The organism is Planctomycetota bacterium (assembly GCA_035384565.1).
Taxonomy (GTDB): Bacteria; Planctomycetota; PUPC01; order DSUN01; family DSUN01; genus DAOOIT01.
In genome coordinates this window covers 101,180-118,648 of the sequence record DAOOIT010000012.1, presented here as the reverse complement: position 1 = coordinate 118,648, position 17,469 = coordinate 101,180, and the positions used below count along the sequence as shown (strand labels likewise).

Genomic DNA, 17,469 nt, shown 5'->3' with positions numbered 1-17,469 from the left:
GGGGCGCTGGCAGGCTTCGGGCTCATCGCGTGGGTGCAGCCCAGGATGAGCCCCACGGCTACCGCGCAGGCGATGATGGCCACGGTTGCCTTCGAGGCGAAAGACATCGCGGAATCCTCCAATGGCGGTGCGGTTGGCGGCTCAGAAGCTCGGGCGATTCGGTTTGGGGGGGACGCATTCCTTGCCCCAACTGGCCGTGTAGCCTTTCGCGACGGTGATCGGGTTGCGGTTCCAGAGGGCGTACACCTTGTCCACCAGCCCGTCGGGGTGGACGAGCACTTCGCCGTCGCCGCAGCCGTCGTTGGGGTTGAACGGGTCGGGCCGGCTCATCTGGATGGTCAGCTCGGGCATGCCCTGGGGCGCATAGGGCCACGGCCAGGCGGTGGAGAGCAGGCCGTGGAAGTGGATGTTGCCGATCCGGTTGGTGAGGAGCTGATGCGTGTGGCCGTGGATGACCACCACGCGGTCGAAGCGCTTGAGGATCGCCTGCACCTCGTCGGCGTCATCGGTCCAGAAGTTCCAGTTCTTGTAGAGCTTGTAGAGGGGCGAGTGGGAGAAGACGATGAGAGGGGCGCTGTTGGGCAGCTTCTCGAGGTCCTTCTGGAGCCAGGCGCGCTGCTCGGGGCCGACCGTGAAGGGGCTCTGCACCCCGTTGTCGAGGCCGGCCACGGTCATCATGCGCTCCATGGGGGTCATGCCGCGCCGGGTCCAGAAGTCCGCCTCCACCACGCTCATCAGCACGACGAAGTGCACGCCCTTGTGGTCGAACGAGTAGGTGGGCTCGCCGAAGAGCTCGCGCCATCGGGCCCCCATGTCGAGATACCAGTCATGCTCGCCGACCATGATCTTCAGGGGCGCCTTGAGGTTCTTGAGGATCTGCGCGCCCAGGTCCAGCTCATGCGCCTGGCCGAGCTGGGCCAGGTCCCCGCCGTAGAAGACGAAGTCGGGCTGGGGGTCGAGGTTGTTCACATCGTCCACGGCGCGCATCAGAGCGCGCGCGAAGCGGTCGTTGAGGTCCTTCGAGTACAGGTGGGAATCGGAGATGTAGGCGAAGCGGAAGGCGGGGGTATCCTTGGCGTCCGGGGCGCCGTGGGCCACGCTCACCGGGGCGAACGAGGCCGGCGGCACGAGGCCATGCGCCGCGGCGGCCGCGGCGGAGGCCGCCGACACCTTGAGGAACGAGCGGCGGTCCAGGTTCCGCAGCGAGGCGAAGAACCCCTGGCGCGCCTCCATGTATCGGGTCTCGACACTTGGGTGCTTGGGTTTCATGGTGGCTTTCTCCTCACTTCGAGCGCCGCGTGGCGTCTTTGATCCGGTCCTCGAAGGCCAGCTTCTTTCGCTGCGCGATCCTGTCGTCGCGGAAGGCGCGCACTCGGGCCGCCGCGTTGCGCTGGGCGACGAGTTGGCGCTCGTTCTCGGCCGCAAACCGGCTATCGGTGAGGCTGAACATGAACGCCACGAGTTGATCGATCTCGGCCTCGGTGAGGGCGAGCGGCTCCATGCCGCCGTCCAGGAACAGGTTGGCCTCGCCCCCCTTGTTGTAGTGGTCCATCACGTCCCACAACGTGGGCAGCGAACCATCGTGCATGTAGGGCGGGGTGATGGCGACATTGAGCAGGATGGAGGTGCGGAAGGCTCCGATGTCGGCCCGGTTCTTCGTGACCATGAACCGGCCGAGTTCGCTCATCGGCGTGCTGAGGGCCAGCTCGTCGAGCTTCTTCTCCGACGGGTCGGCCTTGAGGAGCTTGAGCGCCTGGGCGGCCAGCGACTCGAAGTCCTGGTGCCGCGCGGAGACGCCGATATTGTGGAAGCGGTTATCGGTGCCCAGGGGGTTGCCGGGGCTCATGTGGTGGCAGGTGACGCAGCGCGCTTTGCCGTTGAAAAGGTCCCAGCCGGCGTGTGCGTCAGCCGAAATGGCGTTCTCGTCGCCCTCGAGGAATCGGCGGAAGGGGGAGTCCAGGAAGACCAAGGTCCGCTCGAAGGCGGCGATGGCGCGGCCGATGTCCTCGAAGTTCACGTCGCGGCCGTAGGCCTCCTTGAACGCCTTCTGGTAGTCGGGGTCCCCGCTGATGGCCTTGACGGCGGCCGCGGCGTCCGGCATGCCCATCTCGATGGGGTTGATGATGGGCTGGGTGGCCTGGTGGTCGAGGGTGGGGGAGCGCCCGTCGAGGAAGGCCACCTGGAGCAAGACGGTGTTGAGCACGGTGGGGGCGTTGCGTTGCCCGAGCTGGTTGCCGACGCCCTCAGAGACCTTGAGCTGGTCGGTGAACCCGCGGGTCACGTCGTGGCAGGTCGCACACGCGACCGTTCCATCTTTGGAGAGGCGCGTGTCGAAGTACAGCTTGCGGCCCAGCGCCACGCGCCGGGCGCTCATCTCGTTGTCCTTCGGCACGAAGGCCTCCCAGATCACGGGGTCCAGCCCGGCGGGTGCATGCGCGACGTCGGTCTCCGGCAGAAGCTTGGCCAGCTCCTGGAGCTGGAACTCCATCTTGGCGGCGCCGTGGTCCCCCAGGGGGATGCCCGGCCTGGCCGCCGCCTCGGCGGCGGGTACGCTCAGGCAGGCGGCGGCGAGCAATGCCGCGCCCAGCGCCCTCCGCCCGGCCCGCGGGCGCAAGGCTCTCCCAATGCCCATAACGGCCTCCTTTCCATGAGAAGAGAACCCTCAGAGCCACTGGCGTCGGGTCACAAGGCACCACGGCGCGGCGCCGCGGTGGGCCGACGCAAGTCCCGGTCACGGCTATGTTGTGAGTGAACCCCCTCTCTCGTCCCGCACGGCGCCCACGCACGCCGTCTGCTGACGGCTGATGCTAACACGCTCCGCGTTGCGTGTCAATGGCCGAGGCGGCTTTTCGCTCCGGAGGCATGGGGCGCGGCTAGTTGGCCGGCGGCGCCGAGGGGCGGAAGTCCTTGAGGTCGAGGAGCGACGGCGGCTTCTGGTTGGCCTCGATCCTGGCGATGGCCTTGTCGAGAGCGAGGACGACCGGGTTCTTCTCGGCCTCGCGCCGGTTGCGGGCGACGACGGAGTCGCGGACCTCTTTGAGCTTGGGAATGAGCGATTTCGCGTGGGCGCCGTAGCGGGCGAGCAGGTCGCAGCACCGCGGGATGCGGTCGTTCTGGCCCCAACGGTTCGGCTCCATCAGGTCCACGCACAGGGCCATCCCCTCGCGAATGCGGAGCCGCGAGAGAAGGTCGAGACCGGCGAGGCGAATGCTATCGGCGAACATCTCGTCGCTCGGCGAGGGCTCCCGAATGGCTTTGACGATGGCGGGCAGGAGGACCGCGATGTCGCGGTCGTCGAGCTTCCCGTACAGGCGGCCCAGGAGGCTGCGGGTGGCGCCGTCCTCGTTCTCGAGGATGCTTCGCACGGCGGGGTAGAGCAGGGCGCGGTCCACCCCGTCGAGCGATTCCGCGAGGATGCTCCTCGGCTCGCGCTTGCCGGGCATGGGGGAGAAGAGCGCCACGCTCACGGCGCGCTGCACGTGGCGGCGCGGGTCGGCGGGGTTGTCGCGCACCGAGAGGCGGAGCAACTCGGGCACGGCGGCTTTCCGGACCTCCGGTCCCATGCGGGCGAGGGTCTCGGCTGCGAGGCAAAGGAGCCAAGGGTCGCTCTCGCGCAGCAGAGCGAGCACCTGGGCTCCTGCGGCATCGGCCCGCGGGCCAAGGAGGCCCAGCGCCTCCACGGCGCCGTAGCGCGCATTCATGTCTTTGCTGGTCAGGAGCTTGAGGAGGCGCGGCACGAAGTCGCCCTCTCGGCGGCCGAGCGCCTGGGCCGAGCGCTTGCGCACGGCGGGCGACCAACTGGCAAGCCCGGCGAAGAGCGCCTCGGTGTCGCGACCGTCGTAGCAGTTGTGTTGCGTCCAATAGGTGAAGTCGCGCCCCGCGTCAATCACTGCCCTCGCCTCGGCGGCCGAGAGCGCGGGCACGACGCTGGGTTTCCTGCCCGTGAGGTAGAGGCTCCTGAGCGGCAGAGCGTAACCGAGGAGGAAGGCGCCCGTGCAGTCCCACCCGCCGTAGCTGTGGCCGCCCCAGTTGGCCGGCACTCCTGGGTAGAGAACGGTGCCCTCCCAGCCGCGCGCCAGGTCGTAGTACCAGACCTGCTCTTTGAGGTAGGCAGCCGTGGCGGCAGGGCCGGCGCGCGAGACACCCGGCAGCGCCCAGAGCACGTTGAAGAAGTTGCCCGTATGGCCGCTCTCGCGCTCGGCGTGGGCCGCCAGGGCCATCTTGGCGAAGAACGTGGCGGCCTCGCGGTCGCCCAGGAGGTCGAAGAGGACGGCCGCGCTCGAGCACTTGCCGTTGTCGTCGTGCCAGGGCCACGGGTCGTGGTCGCCGTAGGGGATGGCGCCCTTGTTCACGTACCAGCGCAGGAATGCCGCGGCCTTGGCGATTGCGCCGTCGAGCACGGGGTCCTTCACGCCGGCCTCGCGGGAGAGGGCCATGGCGATGGTGAGCACGATGCCCGGCTGGTTCATCGCGCCGTAGCCGTTGAGGATGCCGTCGGGGCGCGCGAAGGCGTGGCCCCAGGTGCCCACGCCGCTCTGGCCGCGCGCGATGTCGAGCGACAGGCGCCGCAGCCCCCCCATCACGGTCTCATCGCGCGTGGCCAGGGCGTACTCGGCCAGGAACAGTGTGGCGTAGGCGTAGCCCCAGGTGACGTGGCCGCCGGGCTGATGGGCGGCCACCTTGCGCGCGTAATCGGTCACGATCTGCCGGTACTCGGGCCGCCCCGAAGCGAGGAGGGCGAGGGCGTTCATATCGTTGGGAATGGATACCTGCTCGAGGCCCTTGCGCGCAATGGCCTGACAGGCGATCTCGAAGACGCGCTTGGTCTTCGGGCAATCATAGGGCGCCGTGTCGCTGTAGGCGCCCAGGACGGCGAGCTTGAGCTCGACGTTTTCGGTGCGCCCCCCTCGCCAGCGGACCAGGCGGAGGACGCCTCCGTTCCTCTCCGTCTCTGCCGCGGTGATGGCGCGGGCCAGAGCGATACGCGCGTCGTCAGCGAACGGCTTGCCGCCGAGGCCCAGGATCACGTCGCCCTTGGCCAGGACGCCGTCGGCGGGGCTGCCCTTGGCGACATCGGTGATGAGGATCTGGCGGGCGTCGGTGGTGTGGCCCATCCAGCCCCACATCCACCCGCGGGCGCCGGTGGGGCCGAGCGTCCAGTCGTGCGTCTTGTCGGGCTCGCCGCCTGTCGTGAGGTCGGGCACGGGGGGCTTCTCGGCACCGAACGCCATCAAGAGAGCACAAGCCGAAATGGCGGCTAGAAACCACGAGGGTCGTAGTTGAGTCATGAGGGAGCTCCTGGGTGGGGCGGCCAGAGGGTCTCTGTCAGCTTACCGGTTGGTCCTGGGAAAGTCAAGGCGAGGTTCGCCGACCGCGATGAATCTGGAAGGGTTTGGTGCATTTATACTTACAGATGTGTTGGCTGTCTGGAATCCTGGACGCGTACAATTGGCCCCAGAGGCGTTCCGGTGTGATCGCTTGACCTGGGAGACCTTCGGGCGCAAGCGTGGGCTGGGCCTAGCCCGAAACGTCTATTTAGTATATTGTTACGTTTACGGCCCAGGAATCCCGACTCGTGAGTCGGAATTGGTCCTGGGCCAATTGGGCCATTAACGCGTTTTAGCCCGCCGCGGCGGCTACCGCGATGCCCGTGATGATGAGCACCGACCCCGCCAGCCGCATCGGCGTGTGCCGTTCGCCCAGGACGAGCGCGCCCAGCACCACACTGAAAACGATGCCGAGATTGCGGGCGGGGCCGACATAGGTGACCCGCTCGCGCGACAGCGCGTAGAGGACCAGCAGGTAAGAGATGAGGCTGCTGACACCGGCGACGACGATGCTCCGGCGGTTCAGCCGCCATTCGGCCCTCACGCGCTCCCAATGGTGGTGAAAGGCGATGAAGAGGGTGACCGTGCACAAGTCGGCCGCGAAAAGCAGAAGGACGTAGTGGACCTGATTGGCCCCCTGCACGCCCACGCGGTCAATCAGGTGGTAGAGAGCGATGGCGAGGCCCGCGCCCAGCGCCGCGCGGGCGCTGCGGTGCGAGAGCGCGCGCAACGGTTCGAACAGGGCGCCGCGCGACAGCGACGGCAGAAAGGCGACGTACACGCCAGCCACCATCAGGCCGATGGCGCCGAAGCCCAGCGCGCTCACCCGCTCGCGCAGGAGGGCCATGCCAAGCGCCACGATGAGAATCTGCGCGGCGCCGCGCGACAAGGGATAGGCCGCCGACAGGTCGCCGTGCTCGTAGGCCAACGCCATCGCCAGCAGACATGCCGCTTGAAGCACGCCGCTTGCGACGCCGCAGCCGACGCTTCGGAGCGCCGTCGCCGCCTCCCAGCCGCCCGTCGAGAGCAAGGCCGCAGGCGAGAACAGCACGAGCGGAACCAGGAGGTACCACCACACGAACGCCACGCGGTCGCGGGCCTTCTTGAGCAGCAGGTTCCACACGGCGTGGAGGAGGGCCGAGGCCGCGACGAGGAGGAGGGCGGTGGTCTGCACATCACACTCCGCCGTGGTGACCCGCGACGGTGCTATGAGAGGGCCACCACGGGATGAATGGGGGAATGGAGGAGTGGATGTGAGTCAGGCAACCATCCATTCATCCACCCATCCAAGTATCCCGCCTGGTCGCCGCCGATGGCCGCTTCAAGTGAGTCGCGTCATCCCCGGAATCGGCACGGGATAGAGGTCGTTGGGGCCGGGCGCAATGGGCGGCGGCATCGCCAGGCTGCACGCCTCGGGGGCCGGGCCGAGGGCGAAGCCGGACCCCATGGCCTGGTCCCAGCCGACCTCGCTGCCCGTGTAGCAGGAGAGCTGGCCCATGACGGCCGCCATCGTGCCGTGGAGCATGATCGCGCTCTCGTCGAGCCGCCCGCCCGCTCGAATGGCCTTGAAGAAAGCCTGATGCTCGGCATCGAAGGCGCTCAGCCGCGGGCCGTCGGGGCGCCGGAACTGCCAGATCACCTGGCCCCGGGCCTCGATCCGCCAGCGGAGAAGATCGCACCTGCCCTTCGTGCCGAGGACGACGCTGGACGTCTGGTTGTGGCAGCCGTTCTGGGTGCGGCAGAAGGCGTAGAGGCGGGCGCCGCCTGGGTACTCATAGACGACCGAATGGTGGTCGAAGAGCGAGCCGCGGCAGTCGTCGGGCGCCGACGAGCGGCCGCCGAGCCCGTGGCACCTGAGCGGCGGCTTGTCGCCCATCAGCCAGTTGTCGCGGTCGAGGTTGTGCACGAGGCCCTGGAGCAGGTCGTCGCCCGAGAGCCAGGCGAAGCTGGCCCAGTTGGCGAACTGGTGCTCGATCTCCGAGTGCGCGGGGTTGCGGCGATAGGGGGCATAGGGGCCGCGCAGCAGGTGTTCCTCGATGGCCACGACCTGGCCGATCGCCCCGTCGCGGAGGCGTTTGACCGTCTCCTGGTAGCCGGGCTCGTAGCGGCTGTGGAAGCCCGAGGCGACCGAGAGCCCCTTCTGCCGAGCCAGGTCGCAGGCGGCCACGAGCTGGCGCACGCCGGGCGGGTCAATGGCATGCGGCTTCTCGCAGAAGACGTGCTTCCCCGCCTCGATGGCCGTCTTGATGTAGAGCGGATGGAACTTCGAGGCGACCGCGATGAGCACCACGTCCACGCACTCGATCAGCTTGAGATAGCCGTCGAGGCCCACGAAACAGCGAGCGTCGTCCACCGTCACCTGGTCGGGCTTCTGCTGCTGGAGGCCGGCTCGGCGGATTCGGATGGCCTCGGCCGACACGTCGCACAGCGCGGCGAGGCGCACGCCGGGGTCGGCGTTCATCGCGTTCATCGCCGCCCCCGTGCCGCGCCCGCCGCAGCCTATGAGGCCGACGCGAAGGATGTCGCTGGGAGCCTTGGCCACGGCTCTCTCCTCTCTGGGCGTCAGTTTACGAGCCTGGCAGCTGCGGGTCAAACTGGGGCTTGATTCCCCCGGGGATGTCGCGTATCATTCACCCCTGAACCGCCCGCGGGCTGGCAAGCAGCGGGAGGTCACGAGGCTGGCACGCTCGGCTCGGAGGCAAAAGCGGTGAAACCCATTGCTCTGTGCGTGGCTGTGGTGTGGGTGGGATGGGCGATGGCCGGCCAGGCCCCGCCGCCGAAGGCCGCCCCCAAAGCCGCCCCGACGGCTCCGGCCCCCGCCGACCCGGGCGGCTTCCGCGCCGGGCCGATGCTCAAGGCCTTCCTCGACGCCGGGCCGATGAAGGGCGTGGACGAGATCGTCTTCGCCGTCCGCGTGCCGGGCCGGGACCACTGGTACGTGACGTTCGGCAACTATGCGGACCACTCCGAGTCGCCGGCGAAGCAGCTCGGCTTCAAGTTCGAGGACGGCGTCTACTGGGGCTATGGCGAGGGAGGCCGCCTGTGCCGCCTGAACCTGCGCACCGGCGCCCTCCAGGTGCTGCTCGACGACCCGAAGGGCGGCGTGCGCGACCCCCAGGTGCACTACGACGGCGAGAGGATTCTGTTCTCCTACCGCAAGGGCGGCACCCACACGTTCCACCTCTACGAGATCAACGCCGACGGCTCGGGCCTGAAGCAACTCACCGACGGCCCGGACGACGACATCGAGCCGACGTACTGCGCCGACGGGGGCATCGTGTTCTGCTCGTCGCGCTGCCGCCGCTTCGTGAACTGCTGGTACACGCGCGTGGCGACGCTGTACCGCTGCGACGCCGACGGCTCGAACGTGCGGATGCTCTCGAGCAACAACGACCACGACAACACCCCCTGGCCCCTGCCCGACGGGCGCATCCTGTACATGCGTTGGGAGTACGTGGACCGCTCGCAGGTTCACTACCACCACCTGTGGGCGATGAATCCCGACGGCACGAACCAGACGGTGTTCTTCGGCAATGGCTTCGGCAACACGGCCATGCTCGACGCGAAGCCGATCCCCGGCTCGAACAAGGTCGTGGTGTCGTACTCCCCCGGCCACGGGCGGCCCGAGCACCTCGGCCCCGTGGCCATCGTGGACCCCACGCTCGGCCCCGACATGCAGAGCGCCGCACGCATCGTGAGCAAGGGCGGCGACTGGAAGGACCCTTGGGCCTTCAGCGAGACGTGCTTCCTCGTCGCCAGCCCGCGCGGGCTCTTCGTGATGAACGGCACGGGCGATTCCGAGCTGGTCTACTCGCTGCCGCCCGATCAGCGGCAATTCCAGGTCCACGAGCCACGGCCGCTCACCCCGAGGCCCCGCGAGCGGGTGATCCCACCGCGGGTCAAGCTGGCCAGCCCGACTGGGCGCCTGTTCCTCACCGACATCTATCACGGGCGCAAGATGGCCGACGTGCCGCGCGGCTCGATCAAGAAGCTCCTCGTCCTCCAGCAGCTTCCCAAGCCGGTGAACCACTCCGGCGGCATGGAGCCGCTCACCATCGGCGGCTCGTTCACCCTGGCCGAAATCCTCGGCACCGTGCCCGTCGAACCCGACGGCTCGGCCTACTTCGACGTCCCCGCCCTCAAGAGCGTCTTCTTCGTGGCCCTCGACGGCCAGGACCTCGCCGTCAAGCGAATGCACAGCTTCCACACCGCGCAGCCGGGCGAAACGACGAGTTGCGTGGGGTGCCACGAGTTGCGCACCGACACGCCCCGCACCACGCTGGCAACCTCGCCGCTCGCCATGCAACGGCCGCCCTCGCGCATCGAACCCTTCAATGGCGTGCCCAGCGTGATAGACTTCCCACGCGACGTGCAACCCATCCTCGATAAGCATTGCGTCTCGTGCCACAACCCCGACAAGCCCGAGGGCCGCGTGGACCTCTGCGGCGACAAGACGCCCATGTACACGATCAGCTACTGGACCATGCAGACGCGCGGCCTGGTGTCGGACAACCGCAACCGCCCCGAGAGCAACTACGGCCCCTATGTGATCGGCTCGGGGGCCAGCCGCCTGCTCAAGCTCATTGACGGCACCCACTACCAGGCGAAGCTCAGCGCCCACGAGGCCACCGTGCTGCGGCTGTGGATTGACACGAGCGCCTGCTACCCCGGCACCTATGCCTGTCTGGGCAACGGCTTCTACCCCGTGCACTTCGCCCCCGCCGACCTGGCCGAGATGACGAAGCGCTGCGGCGAATGCCACATCCAGAGCGTGCAGGATCGCCAGGCCGGCAAGGTGGACGCCCTCGTCTTCGGCGGGCACCGCCTCGGCGGGCGCGGGCCGCTCTACAACCTCACGCGCCCGGAGAAGTCCCTGCTGCTGAAGGCCATGCTCGCCAGGGAGGCCGGCGGCCTCGGCCTGTGCAAGAAGCCCGTCTTCGCCTCCGCCAGCGACCCGCTCTACCAGAATCTCCTCGCGCGGATCCAGGACGCCCAGCGGCGCCTCATGGAGGGGAAGCGCTTCGACATGCCCGGCTTCCGCCCCACCGAGCACTACATCCGCGAGATGCAGCGCTTCGGCATTCTGCCCAAGGACCTCAAACCTACCGACCCCGTGAACCCCTATGCCACCGACCGCGCCTATTGGGACTCCTTCGACTACAGGCCGCCGCTGCGCACGGCGACGCGTTGAGCGCGCTTGACGCGCCAAGGCCCGATCTGGTAGATTCGGTGCCGGTCTATCCGCCCCCGGTGGGGCCTGGCCCGCTTCGGACCCTCCCCGATGGCACGTCCGAACCGGGCCATGCCCGTTGCGCGTCTGACAGCAAGGGACTCTGTATGGAGCAGGACCGCATCGCGGCGTGCCAGGAGGCGATCGCCCACCAGTTCCGCGAGCCCGCGTGGCTGGAGAAGGCTCTCACCCATTCCTCTAACCGGTCGGACCTCGGCCTGAGCAACGAGCGGATGGAGTTCCTCGGCGACGCCATCCTGGGCATGGTCGTCTCCGAGTACCTCTTCCAGACCTATCAGGGACACCCCGAAGGGGAGCTGACCGCGGTGAAGAGCATCGTGGTCAGCGAGCGCACACTGGCCCGCCAGAGCCGCGCGCTGCACCTCGACCAGTTCCTCTCCGTGGGCCGGGGCATGAGCCACGGGCGTCGGCTCCCCAACTCCGTGGTCGCCAACGTCTTCGAGGCGCTGGTGGCCGCGGTGTACCTCGACCAGGGCCTCGAGGCCGCCCGCGCCTTCGTGCTGCGCAACCTCGAGCGCGAGATCCACGACGCCGAACGCACCAAGCTGATCAAGAACTGCAAGTCGGCCCTCCAGCAGCTCGTCCAGCGCCGGCGCGGCTGCACCCCCACCTATCGTGTCATCGAGGAGTCGGGACCGGACCACGCCAAGTCGTTCCGAGTGGTCACGATGATCGAAGGGGTGGAGTATGGCACCGGCTGGGGCAGGAACAAGAAGGAGGCGGAACAGCACTCGGCCCGCGAGACTCTCGCCCTGGTGAAGACGCTGTGGAATGCCCCCGAGCCGGCGCCGGGCCCCAGCGACGCCAAGCCTGAGCCGAGTGCGGAGCCGAGACCCGAACCGAAGCCCGAGGCGAACCCACCGGAGACCTAGGCGACCCATGGCACAAGAAGCGCCCCCTTCCATTGAAGACTACCAACGGCGCATCGCCGCCCAGGCCGCGGCCGTGCGCGAGCTCGAGGAGCTCGTGCACACGCTGGAGAGCGGCCCCGCGGCCGGCACCGAGGCCACGCAGAAGTCTTTGAGCCGCGCACACGCGGACCTCGAGCGCGCCGAGGCTGACCTCAAGGCCCTCAAGCGCCAGTATGCCGCCTGTCTCCTGCGCGAGGGCCGCGGGCCCGACCCCGCGCACGTGGAGGTCGCCGTCTTCGATGAGGCCACGCAGGCGCTCACGACGGGCCGCCTGACGAGCCAGGAGAAGCGCGCCCCGGGCGACGGGCCGATCGCCTTCGACGCCTTCCGGTCGCTGCTGCTGGCCGGGTTGCCCCTGGGGCAGTTGGTCGAGAACGAGGCCGCCGACCGCAAGAGCAGCGTGCTCTTCGACTCCCTCGAGGAGCAGACGAGCACGAAGAACATCCTCCGCCGCTGGGCCGCCATGGTGGTGGGCGACCCCTACGTGGCGAACATCCTGCGCTGCGCGCGCGAGGCCGCCGCACGCTTCCGGCAGGGGCTCGAACAGTTCACGCGCGTGCTGGACGGTGTGCGGATCAACTACGAACTCAAGCAGCGCAAGGTCGATCGCCTGGCGTTCGCCTTCTCAGGTTCCCGGGCCGTCATTCAGGCGTCGAATGACTGGGAGAACATCGAGAGGGTCTGCCCGACGGAGGCCCAGCAATTGGTGGAGGTGTTCCACAGCCTTGTGGCGGCGCGCGATGAGTTGAGGCGCTTGCGCGACGAACTCAATGGGGAGCTGCGCGCGTTCATGAAATGCTTCTTCCCCCGCTACCTCACCTACGTGCTCCAGCAGAGCAAGCCGCGCCAGCACGAGCTGGGCCTCGGGCGCTGCAAGCCGCACAGGGTCTGCCGCTACGTCCTCGAGCAGGTGGACCGCACCGACTTCCTGCTGCCGCGCGGGGGCGACCTGGAGATTGACGTGCCCCGCATTCCGCCCGAGATCGCCCTGTTCCGCAAAGTGAAGTCATACGTGCGCCACAGGAAGCAGCAGGACCACGCGGCCTCCGGCGTCGCATCGGGGGGCGAGGACGAAGCAATGTGAGCGCGAACACGGAGCAAGGCGTTTGGCACCGGGCCTCTCCCGCGTGCCGGCAGATGCTGGCGTGTCTGGCCCTCGTGGCGTTGACGCTCTGCACCTTCGGCAACACGTTGTGGAACCAGTTCATCAGCTTCGACGACTGGTTCCTCGTCGAGGAGAACGAGCGCATCCGCTCGCTCGCGCCGCGCAGCATCGCCGCGATGCTCGTCTCGAAGGACCCCAGCAGCCACGCGTGGCTCCCGCTGCGCGAGCTGAGCTATGCGGTGGACTATGCCTTCTGGGGCCTCAACCCCGTTGGTTACCACCTGACGAACGTGCTGCTCCATGCAGCGAACACGGTCCTCTGCTACGGCGTGTTGCGGTGGCTGCTGCGGCGCCAGGGCCTGGCGCTGCTCGGGGCGGCGGCTTTCGCAGTGCATCCCGCCCAGGTGGAGTCCGTGGCCTGGGTGTCCGGTCGCCGCGACGTGCTCTACGCCCTCTTCTACCTTCTCGCCTTCCTGGCGTTCGTGGCGCACGAGCGCCGCGAGGGAAGAGGCCGCTGGGTGCTCTACGGCTTGTCGCTGGCCTGCCTGGCTGCGTCGCTCCTGTCGAAGGCATCGGCCATGACGTTGCCCGCGGCACTGGGGCTGGCGGTGTTGACGTCGGGCGACGGCAGCGACGAGCGCCTGTGGGGACGGCTGGCCGCCACCCTGCCGCATTGGGTGCTGGCAATCGGCCTTACAGCGGTGCACACGCTCGTGGCGCACGAGGCCGGTATCGTCAAAGGCCAGGCCTTCGACGCCAGCCTGGCCAACGTGCCTCTGATCTTCGCCAAGTACTGGCAGTTGCTGTTCTTCCCCGTGCACCTCGTGGCACCCCATGGCGAGGGGTCGCTGCGCTGGGCCTCGGACGGGCCTCGGATCGCTCTCCTGGCTGCCGCGGCGGCCGCGGTCGTGCTCGCCGCGTGGTGGGCCGCGCCACGGCGCAGTTCAGCCGCCTTCTGCATCGGGTGGTGGTTCCTCCTGTTGTTGCCGGTGGCCAATTTCATCCCGATCAGCGTCCTCGTGGCAGAGCGATACCTGTACCTGCCTTTGGTGGGGGCTTGCGCCTTCGGAGCCGAGCTCCTGGGGAGCGTGATGACGACCCGCCGGCGGGCTGCGGTCGCGCTCGGTTGCACTGGGGCCGTGCTCGCCACGCTCGCGCTGGGCGCGCACAGCCGGAATCGCGTGTGGGCGGACAGCCGCACGTTCTGGCAGGACGGGGTGTCGAAGTGGCCGGGCATCCCGGTGATGCGGATCGGCCTGGCGACGGCCTACTTGGACGCGAACGATTACGAGCGCGCCTGGGAGCAATACATGGACGTGTCGCTGGCCTGGGGACGCGCGGCGTCGCTCGACCCTGACCACGTGTCGCTGGTGAACCGTGGTCTGGAAAAGTTCTACGACACCCTGGCGCGCCGCCGGGAGGCGGAGGGAAGGAAGCAGGCCGCTCTGGAGGTCTATGAGACCATGACCCGGCTGCTGCCCAAGAACGTCGAGGCGTATGCGCGCCTGGCTCGCGCCTACGAGCGGCAGGGGCTGTATGCCAAGGCTCGCGAGCAGGTCATCGCGGTTCAGAAGCTCGATGCGGAGTACCCGGGTCTGGCCGCGTGGCTGCGGCGCCTGGACCATGCGGAGAGAGGGCAGGGCGGCGAGAGGCCAAAAGAATAGCCCGCCCCGAAGGGCGGGCTATTCAGGTAGGTGACGCTTCGGTCTACCTCAGTTCATCAGAGCGCACAGATCACCAGCGCCGACGCCGGTTTCCAGGTCAACACGGGTATGAGTCCAGTACTCGACGTGGCTGTCGAAGAACAGGACCGACATACCGCCGTTGTCCCTTTCACCGTGGTTGATCGGCTCGTCGGTGTCATCCGTGGCCATGGGCTCGTTCGGGGGGAAGTCATCGCGGATGGCCAGTTCGGAGGACGCGTAGCTGCCACCCTTGTTCTGCTTGCTATACAGGTAGATGCCGACGCTCTTGTCGCCCATGCCTGCATAGCTCACGGCGTCTCTGGACAGCGGTCTGCCGCCCGGGGTGCCGTTGGAGCCAAGCTCCAGCCCCGATTCGTTGCTATCCGGCGAGCTTGGGCAGCTGAATACGCCGGGATCGGGGATGATCTTGGTCCAGTACAAGGAGGCAAGCCACTCCGCGCCGCCGAAGTTGGGGTCGGCCTTGGTGCCGCAGCCTGGACGCGCAGCCGGCCACGGATAGAAGCGGTTGTCGCCGCACTCGTTCAAGTACGTCGCCATACCCTTCGCCAGCTGGTTCAGGTTGTTGCGGCAGCGAATGCGCCTGGCTTCCTCACGAGCCCTGGCCAGAGCGGGCAGAAGCATGCCCGCCAAGATAGCGATGATGGCGATGACGACCAGGAGCTCAATCAACGTAAAGCCTTGCCTCTTCTGCATTTTCTCACCTCCTTTCGTGGTGAAAAGGCCTCAGGCTCTTACACTGACATCACCTTGATTATACCTGATCGCGGGCGTTTGTCAAGGAACCATAGGAAAAACTTCAGAATGATGCCAGCGATCGTAACACGATGCCTGTCATTGGCTTGGGCCAGAAGTAGGTGGACTTCGGTGGCATCCGCTCGCCCGCGTCCACAACGCCCATGAGTTCGCCAGGGCTGACGCTGGGAAGCAGGCAGGCTAGCGACCGCTCGTTGGCCTCGGCCTGCCGGATGGCCGCCTCGGGATCAGCCGTATAGGTAACGGTGGCGCCCCGAAGCCCCGGCAGCTTCGCCAGGAAGGCTTGGCTGAAGACGGCTGCGGGGAGCCTTCGAAGGGGGGAACCCAGGGGATACGGGGCGTCCCGCAGGGCCTCCTCGCTGCGGAGTTGGAGGACGATGTAGCCCGCGGCCTTGCCCCCGTAGATGATGAAGAGGGGTTCGTCACGGCGGGCGTCCAGGACAGCGAGAGCATCCTGGAGCGTCCTCGCGCCAAGCCTGCGGGCGCTGAACCACTCCTCGGCCTCGTCCAGGAAATCACTCGCCCAGAAGTCGCCCTGCCAAGTGACCACCCGGTGGGTGGGTCGAATGACAAGCCCTGGGTCCGCGCCCGACATGCAGGCCGTAAGCATAAAGTCCAGCGGCAGTTCCGTCGCGGCGGACGCCCCGAGCTTGGCTCGCTCGGTGTCGCGGTAGACGACGGCGGTCTCGTAGCGGTGGTGGCCGTCGGCTATGTAGAGCGGCAAGGGGCCGAGTGCGGCCGAAAGCTCGCTCTGCCGCGCGGCATCCGTGATGCGCCAAAGCTCGTGCTCGATCCCCTCGTCATCGCTGAAGGCGGCCATCGGGCGCTCCGACGCCAGGTCGTCCAGCACTCCGTTAATCGCGCCGCCAGGGTCGGGGAAGAACGCCAGAATCGGGCTGAGGTTCGCCTTGCAGGCCTGCATGAGACGCAGGCGGCTGATCTTGGGTCCCGGGGTTGTGTTCTCGTGTGGGAAGATCCGTCCGGCGCCATAGGCCTCGAGCCGCAGGGCGCCTACGAGCAGTTTGCGGCGCACACGCCGCCCTCGGTGGGGGAAGACCTGGCTGTAGAGGTAGAACGCCGGGTCCGAGTCAGGGGCGATCAGGCCTTCGCTGCGCCACCCGGCGAGCAGCGCGGCTGCCTGGTCGTACCACTCGCACGGTGGAAGCACGTCGGGGGAGTAACCCTTATCGAGGATCAGCCTCACGACGTTGTGAGGGCTGCGACGGCACAGGGCCTGGTACTGTTCGGCGCCGATGACGTCGTAGGGCGGGGCCACGAGGTCGGCCAGGTTGCCTGCCTTGGGGCTGAAGCGTAACCCACGGAACGGCCTGAGATCGGGCACTGGACGGTTCTCCGAGGAGCTAGCGGCTGCCCGCTGGGGTGACTTCGAGTTTCTCGAAACCCTTCGAGCGGGCAGTGTGGAGTTTTCCATCACGCTCGTAGATGACAAGCGCCTCGATGTCGGCTCGCTTCTCGGCGAAGGCGATAGCCGCATCGGGGCCCAGGACGCTGAGGGCCGTGGCGTAGGCGTCGGCGGTGATCGAGTCGGAAGCCACCACTGTGACACTCCGCACCCCCTCCACGGGCTTCGCCGAACGCGGGTCGAGGATATGAGACTCGCGGCGTCCCGCAACCATGCCGAACTGCTCGTAGTCGCCGGAGGTGGAGACTGACCGGTCGCGGATGCCGAGCGGAGCGGGGAGGATGCCGTCGGGGCGGGCGGGGTCGCGGATGCCGACGAGCCACCACTGGCGCCCGGGCGGCGCGCCGATCGCGCGGATGTCTCCTGCCACGGCCACCAGGGCGATCGCGATGCCGCGCTCGCGCAGGGCGGCGATGGCCTGGTCGGCCGCGTAGCCCTTGCCGATGGCGCCGAGGTCGAGCCGCATGCCTTGCTTGAGCAGTTGGGCGCGAGGCTCGTCGGCCGCCACGCGCACCAGGCGATAGTCCACCAGCGCCCGGGCGGCGGCGACGTCGGCCTCCGTGGGCAGGGTGCCCTGCTTCCACGTGCGCTTCCAGAGCTCGACGAGTGGGCCCACGGTGACGTCGAAAGCCCCGCCCGTCTCCTCCGAGATCTCTCGCGCGCGGCGCAGGACGGTCCACAGGTGCCGGCTGATGGCGATCGGCGGACCGCCGGCTGAGCGGTTGAGCTTCGAGAGGTCACTGGCTTCGCGGTAGTGGCTGGTCGCGGCTTCGACCTCCTCCACGCGGGCGAAGGCGGCGGCGATGGCGGCGCGGCCCGCGGCCTCATCAGGCGCGTACACGGTGACCACCATGTACGTGCCCATGGGCGTCGCGCCGTCGGAGACGCGCACCAGCGGGGCCTCTGCCGCGCGCACGGGCGGCGAGCATCCCACCAGGGCGAGAGCCGTCATCCACAATGCCCCGCAGCGTCCGAGCGCCATGCCTGGCCTCC

12 protein-coding genes are annotated in these 17,469 nt (G+C 68.1%); 4 read left to right on the top strand and 8 right to left on the bottom strand.

Features of this window, described 5'->3' with window-relative positions; all coding sequences use genetic code 11:
* Window positions 1-141: 141 nt before the first annotated feature.
* The 5 genes from PLE19_06760 to PLE19_06740 all read right to left on the bottom strand — a co-directional run bounded on the left by PLE19_06760 (window position 142) and on the right by PLE19_06740 (window position 7,869).
* Window positions 142-1,269 (bottom strand): metallophosphoesterase, encoded by a 1,128-nt coding sequence (locus PLE19_06760; protein ID HPD14629.1) that lies wholly within the window; start codon window positions 1,267-1,269, stop codon window positions 142-144.
* A gap of 13 nt (window positions 1,270-1,282) precedes the next feature.
* On the bottom strand, window positions 1,283-2,632 hold the full coding sequence (locus PLE19_06755; GenBank protein HPD14628.1) for a cytochrome c peroxidase: 1,350 nt from the start codon (window positions 2,630-2,632) through the stop codon (window positions 1,283-1,285).
* Between the two features lie 241 nt (window positions 2,633-2,873).
* Window positions 2,874-5,288 carry a DUF6288 domain-containing protein gene (locus PLE19_06750; protein HPD14627.1) on the bottom strand — a complete coding sequence of 805 codons (2,415 nt, stop codon included), beginning with the start codon at window positions 5,286-5,288 and terminating at the stop codon, window positions 2,874-2,876.
* A 331-nt stretch (window positions 5,289-5,619) separates the two neighbouring features.
* The gene (locus PLE19_06745; GenBank protein HPD14626.1) at window positions 5,620-6,501 is read right to left on the bottom strand and encodes an EamA family transporter; all 882 of its coding nucleotides are present in this window, start codon (window positions 6,499-6,501) and stop codon (window positions 5,620-5,622) included.
* A gap of 147 nt (window positions 6,502-6,648) precedes the next feature.
* A complete protein-coding gene (locus PLE19_06740) occupies window positions 6,649-7,869 on the bottom strand; it encodes a Gfo/Idh/MocA family oxidoreductase (GenBank protein HPD14625.1) in 1,221 nt (406 codons plus the stop codon).
* A gap of 165 nt (window positions 7,870-8,034) precedes the next feature.
* Here PLE19_06740 and PLE19_06735 point away from each other — a divergent pair, with 165 nt between their 5' ends.
* From PLE19_06735 to PLE19_06720, 4 genes are all read left to right on the top strand, one after another.
* Entirely contained in the window at window positions 8,035-10,518 is a 2,484-nt protein-coding gene (locus tag PLE19_06735; protein HPD14624.1) for a hypothetical protein, read from the top strand.
* 146 nt (window positions 10,519-10,664) lie between these two features.
* Window positions 10,665-11,450 (top strand): ribonuclease III, encoded by a 786-nt coding sequence (gene rnc / locus PLE19_06730; GenBank protein ID HPD14623.1) that lies wholly within the window; start codon window positions 10,665-10,667, stop codon window positions 11,448-11,450.
* Window positions 11,451-11,457: 7 nt separating this feature from the next.
* Window positions 11,458-12,573: a hypothetical protein gene (locus PLE19_06725; GenBank protein HPD14622.1), complete on the top strand. Its 1,116-nt coding sequence runs from the start codon at window positions 11,458-11,460 to the stop codon at window positions 12,571-12,573.
* Window positions 12,570-14,258 carry a tetratricopeptide repeat protein gene (locus PLE19_06720; protein ID HPD14621.1) on the top strand — a complete coding sequence of 563 codons (1,689 nt, stop codon included), beginning with the start codon at window positions 12,570-12,572 and terminating at the stop codon, window positions 14,256-14,258. Before PLE19_06725 ends, PLE19_06720 begins: the two co-directional genes overlap by 4 nt.
* Before the next feature lie 48 nt (window positions 14,259-14,306).
* On the opposite strand, the gene PLE19_06715 is transcribed toward PLE19_06720, so the two are convergent.
* The 3 genes from PLE19_06715 to PLE19_06705 form a co-directional block, all read right to left on the bottom strand.
* Window positions 14,307-14,993 carry a prepilin-type N-terminal cleavage/methylation domain-containing protein gene (locus PLE19_06715; GenBank protein HPD14620.1) on the bottom strand — a complete coding sequence of 229 codons (687 nt, stop codon included), beginning with the start codon at window positions 14,991-14,993 and terminating at the stop codon, window positions 14,307-14,309.
* A gap of 103 nt (window positions 14,994-15,096) precedes the next feature.
* Window positions 15,097-16,395, bottom strand: coding sequence for a DUF1015 domain-containing protein (locus PLE19_06710; GenBank protein HPD14619.1), 1,299 nt, complete (start codon window positions 16,393-16,395; stop codon window positions 15,097-15,099).
* Window positions 16,396-16,414: 19 nt separating this feature from the next.
* Complete coding sequence (locus PLE19_06705; GenBank protein ID HPD14618.1) at window positions 16,415-17,458, bottom strand: FAD:protein FMN transferase; 1,044 nt, start codon at window positions 17,456-17,458, stop codon at window positions 16,415-16,417.
* Window positions 17,459-17,469 lie beyond the last annotated feature (11 nt).

Excerpts from the sequence above, each read along its gene's own strand:
- PLE19_06760 (HPD14629.1), bottom strand. The coding sequence starts at position 1,269 with ATGAAACCCAAGCACCCAAGTGTCGAGACCCGATACATGGAGGCGCGC.
- PLE19_06755 (HPD14628.1), bottom strand. The coding sequence starts at position 2,632 with ATGGGCATTGGGAGAGCCTTGCGCCCGCGGGCCGGGCGGAGGGCGCTG.
- PLE19_06750 (HPD14627.1), bottom strand. The coding sequence starts at position 5,288 with ATGACTCAACTACGACCCTCGTGGTTTCTAGCCGCCATTTCGGCTTGT.
- rnc (HPD14623.1), top strand. The coding sequence starts at position 10,665 with ATGGAGCAGGACCGCATCGCGGCGTGCCAGGAGGCGATCGCCCACCAG.
- PLE19_06725 (HPD14622.1), top strand. The coding sequence starts at position 11,458 with ATGGCACAAGAAGCGCCCCCTTCCATTGAAGACTACCAACGGCGCATC.
- PLE19_06715 (HPD14620.1), bottom strand. The coding sequence starts at position 14,993 with ATGCAGAAGAGGCAAGGCTTTACGTTGATTGAGCTCCTGGTCGTCATC.
- PLE19_06705 (HPD14618.1), bottom strand. The coding sequence starts at position 17,458 with ATGGCGCTCGGACGCTGCGGGGCATTGTGGATGACGGCTCTCGCCCTG.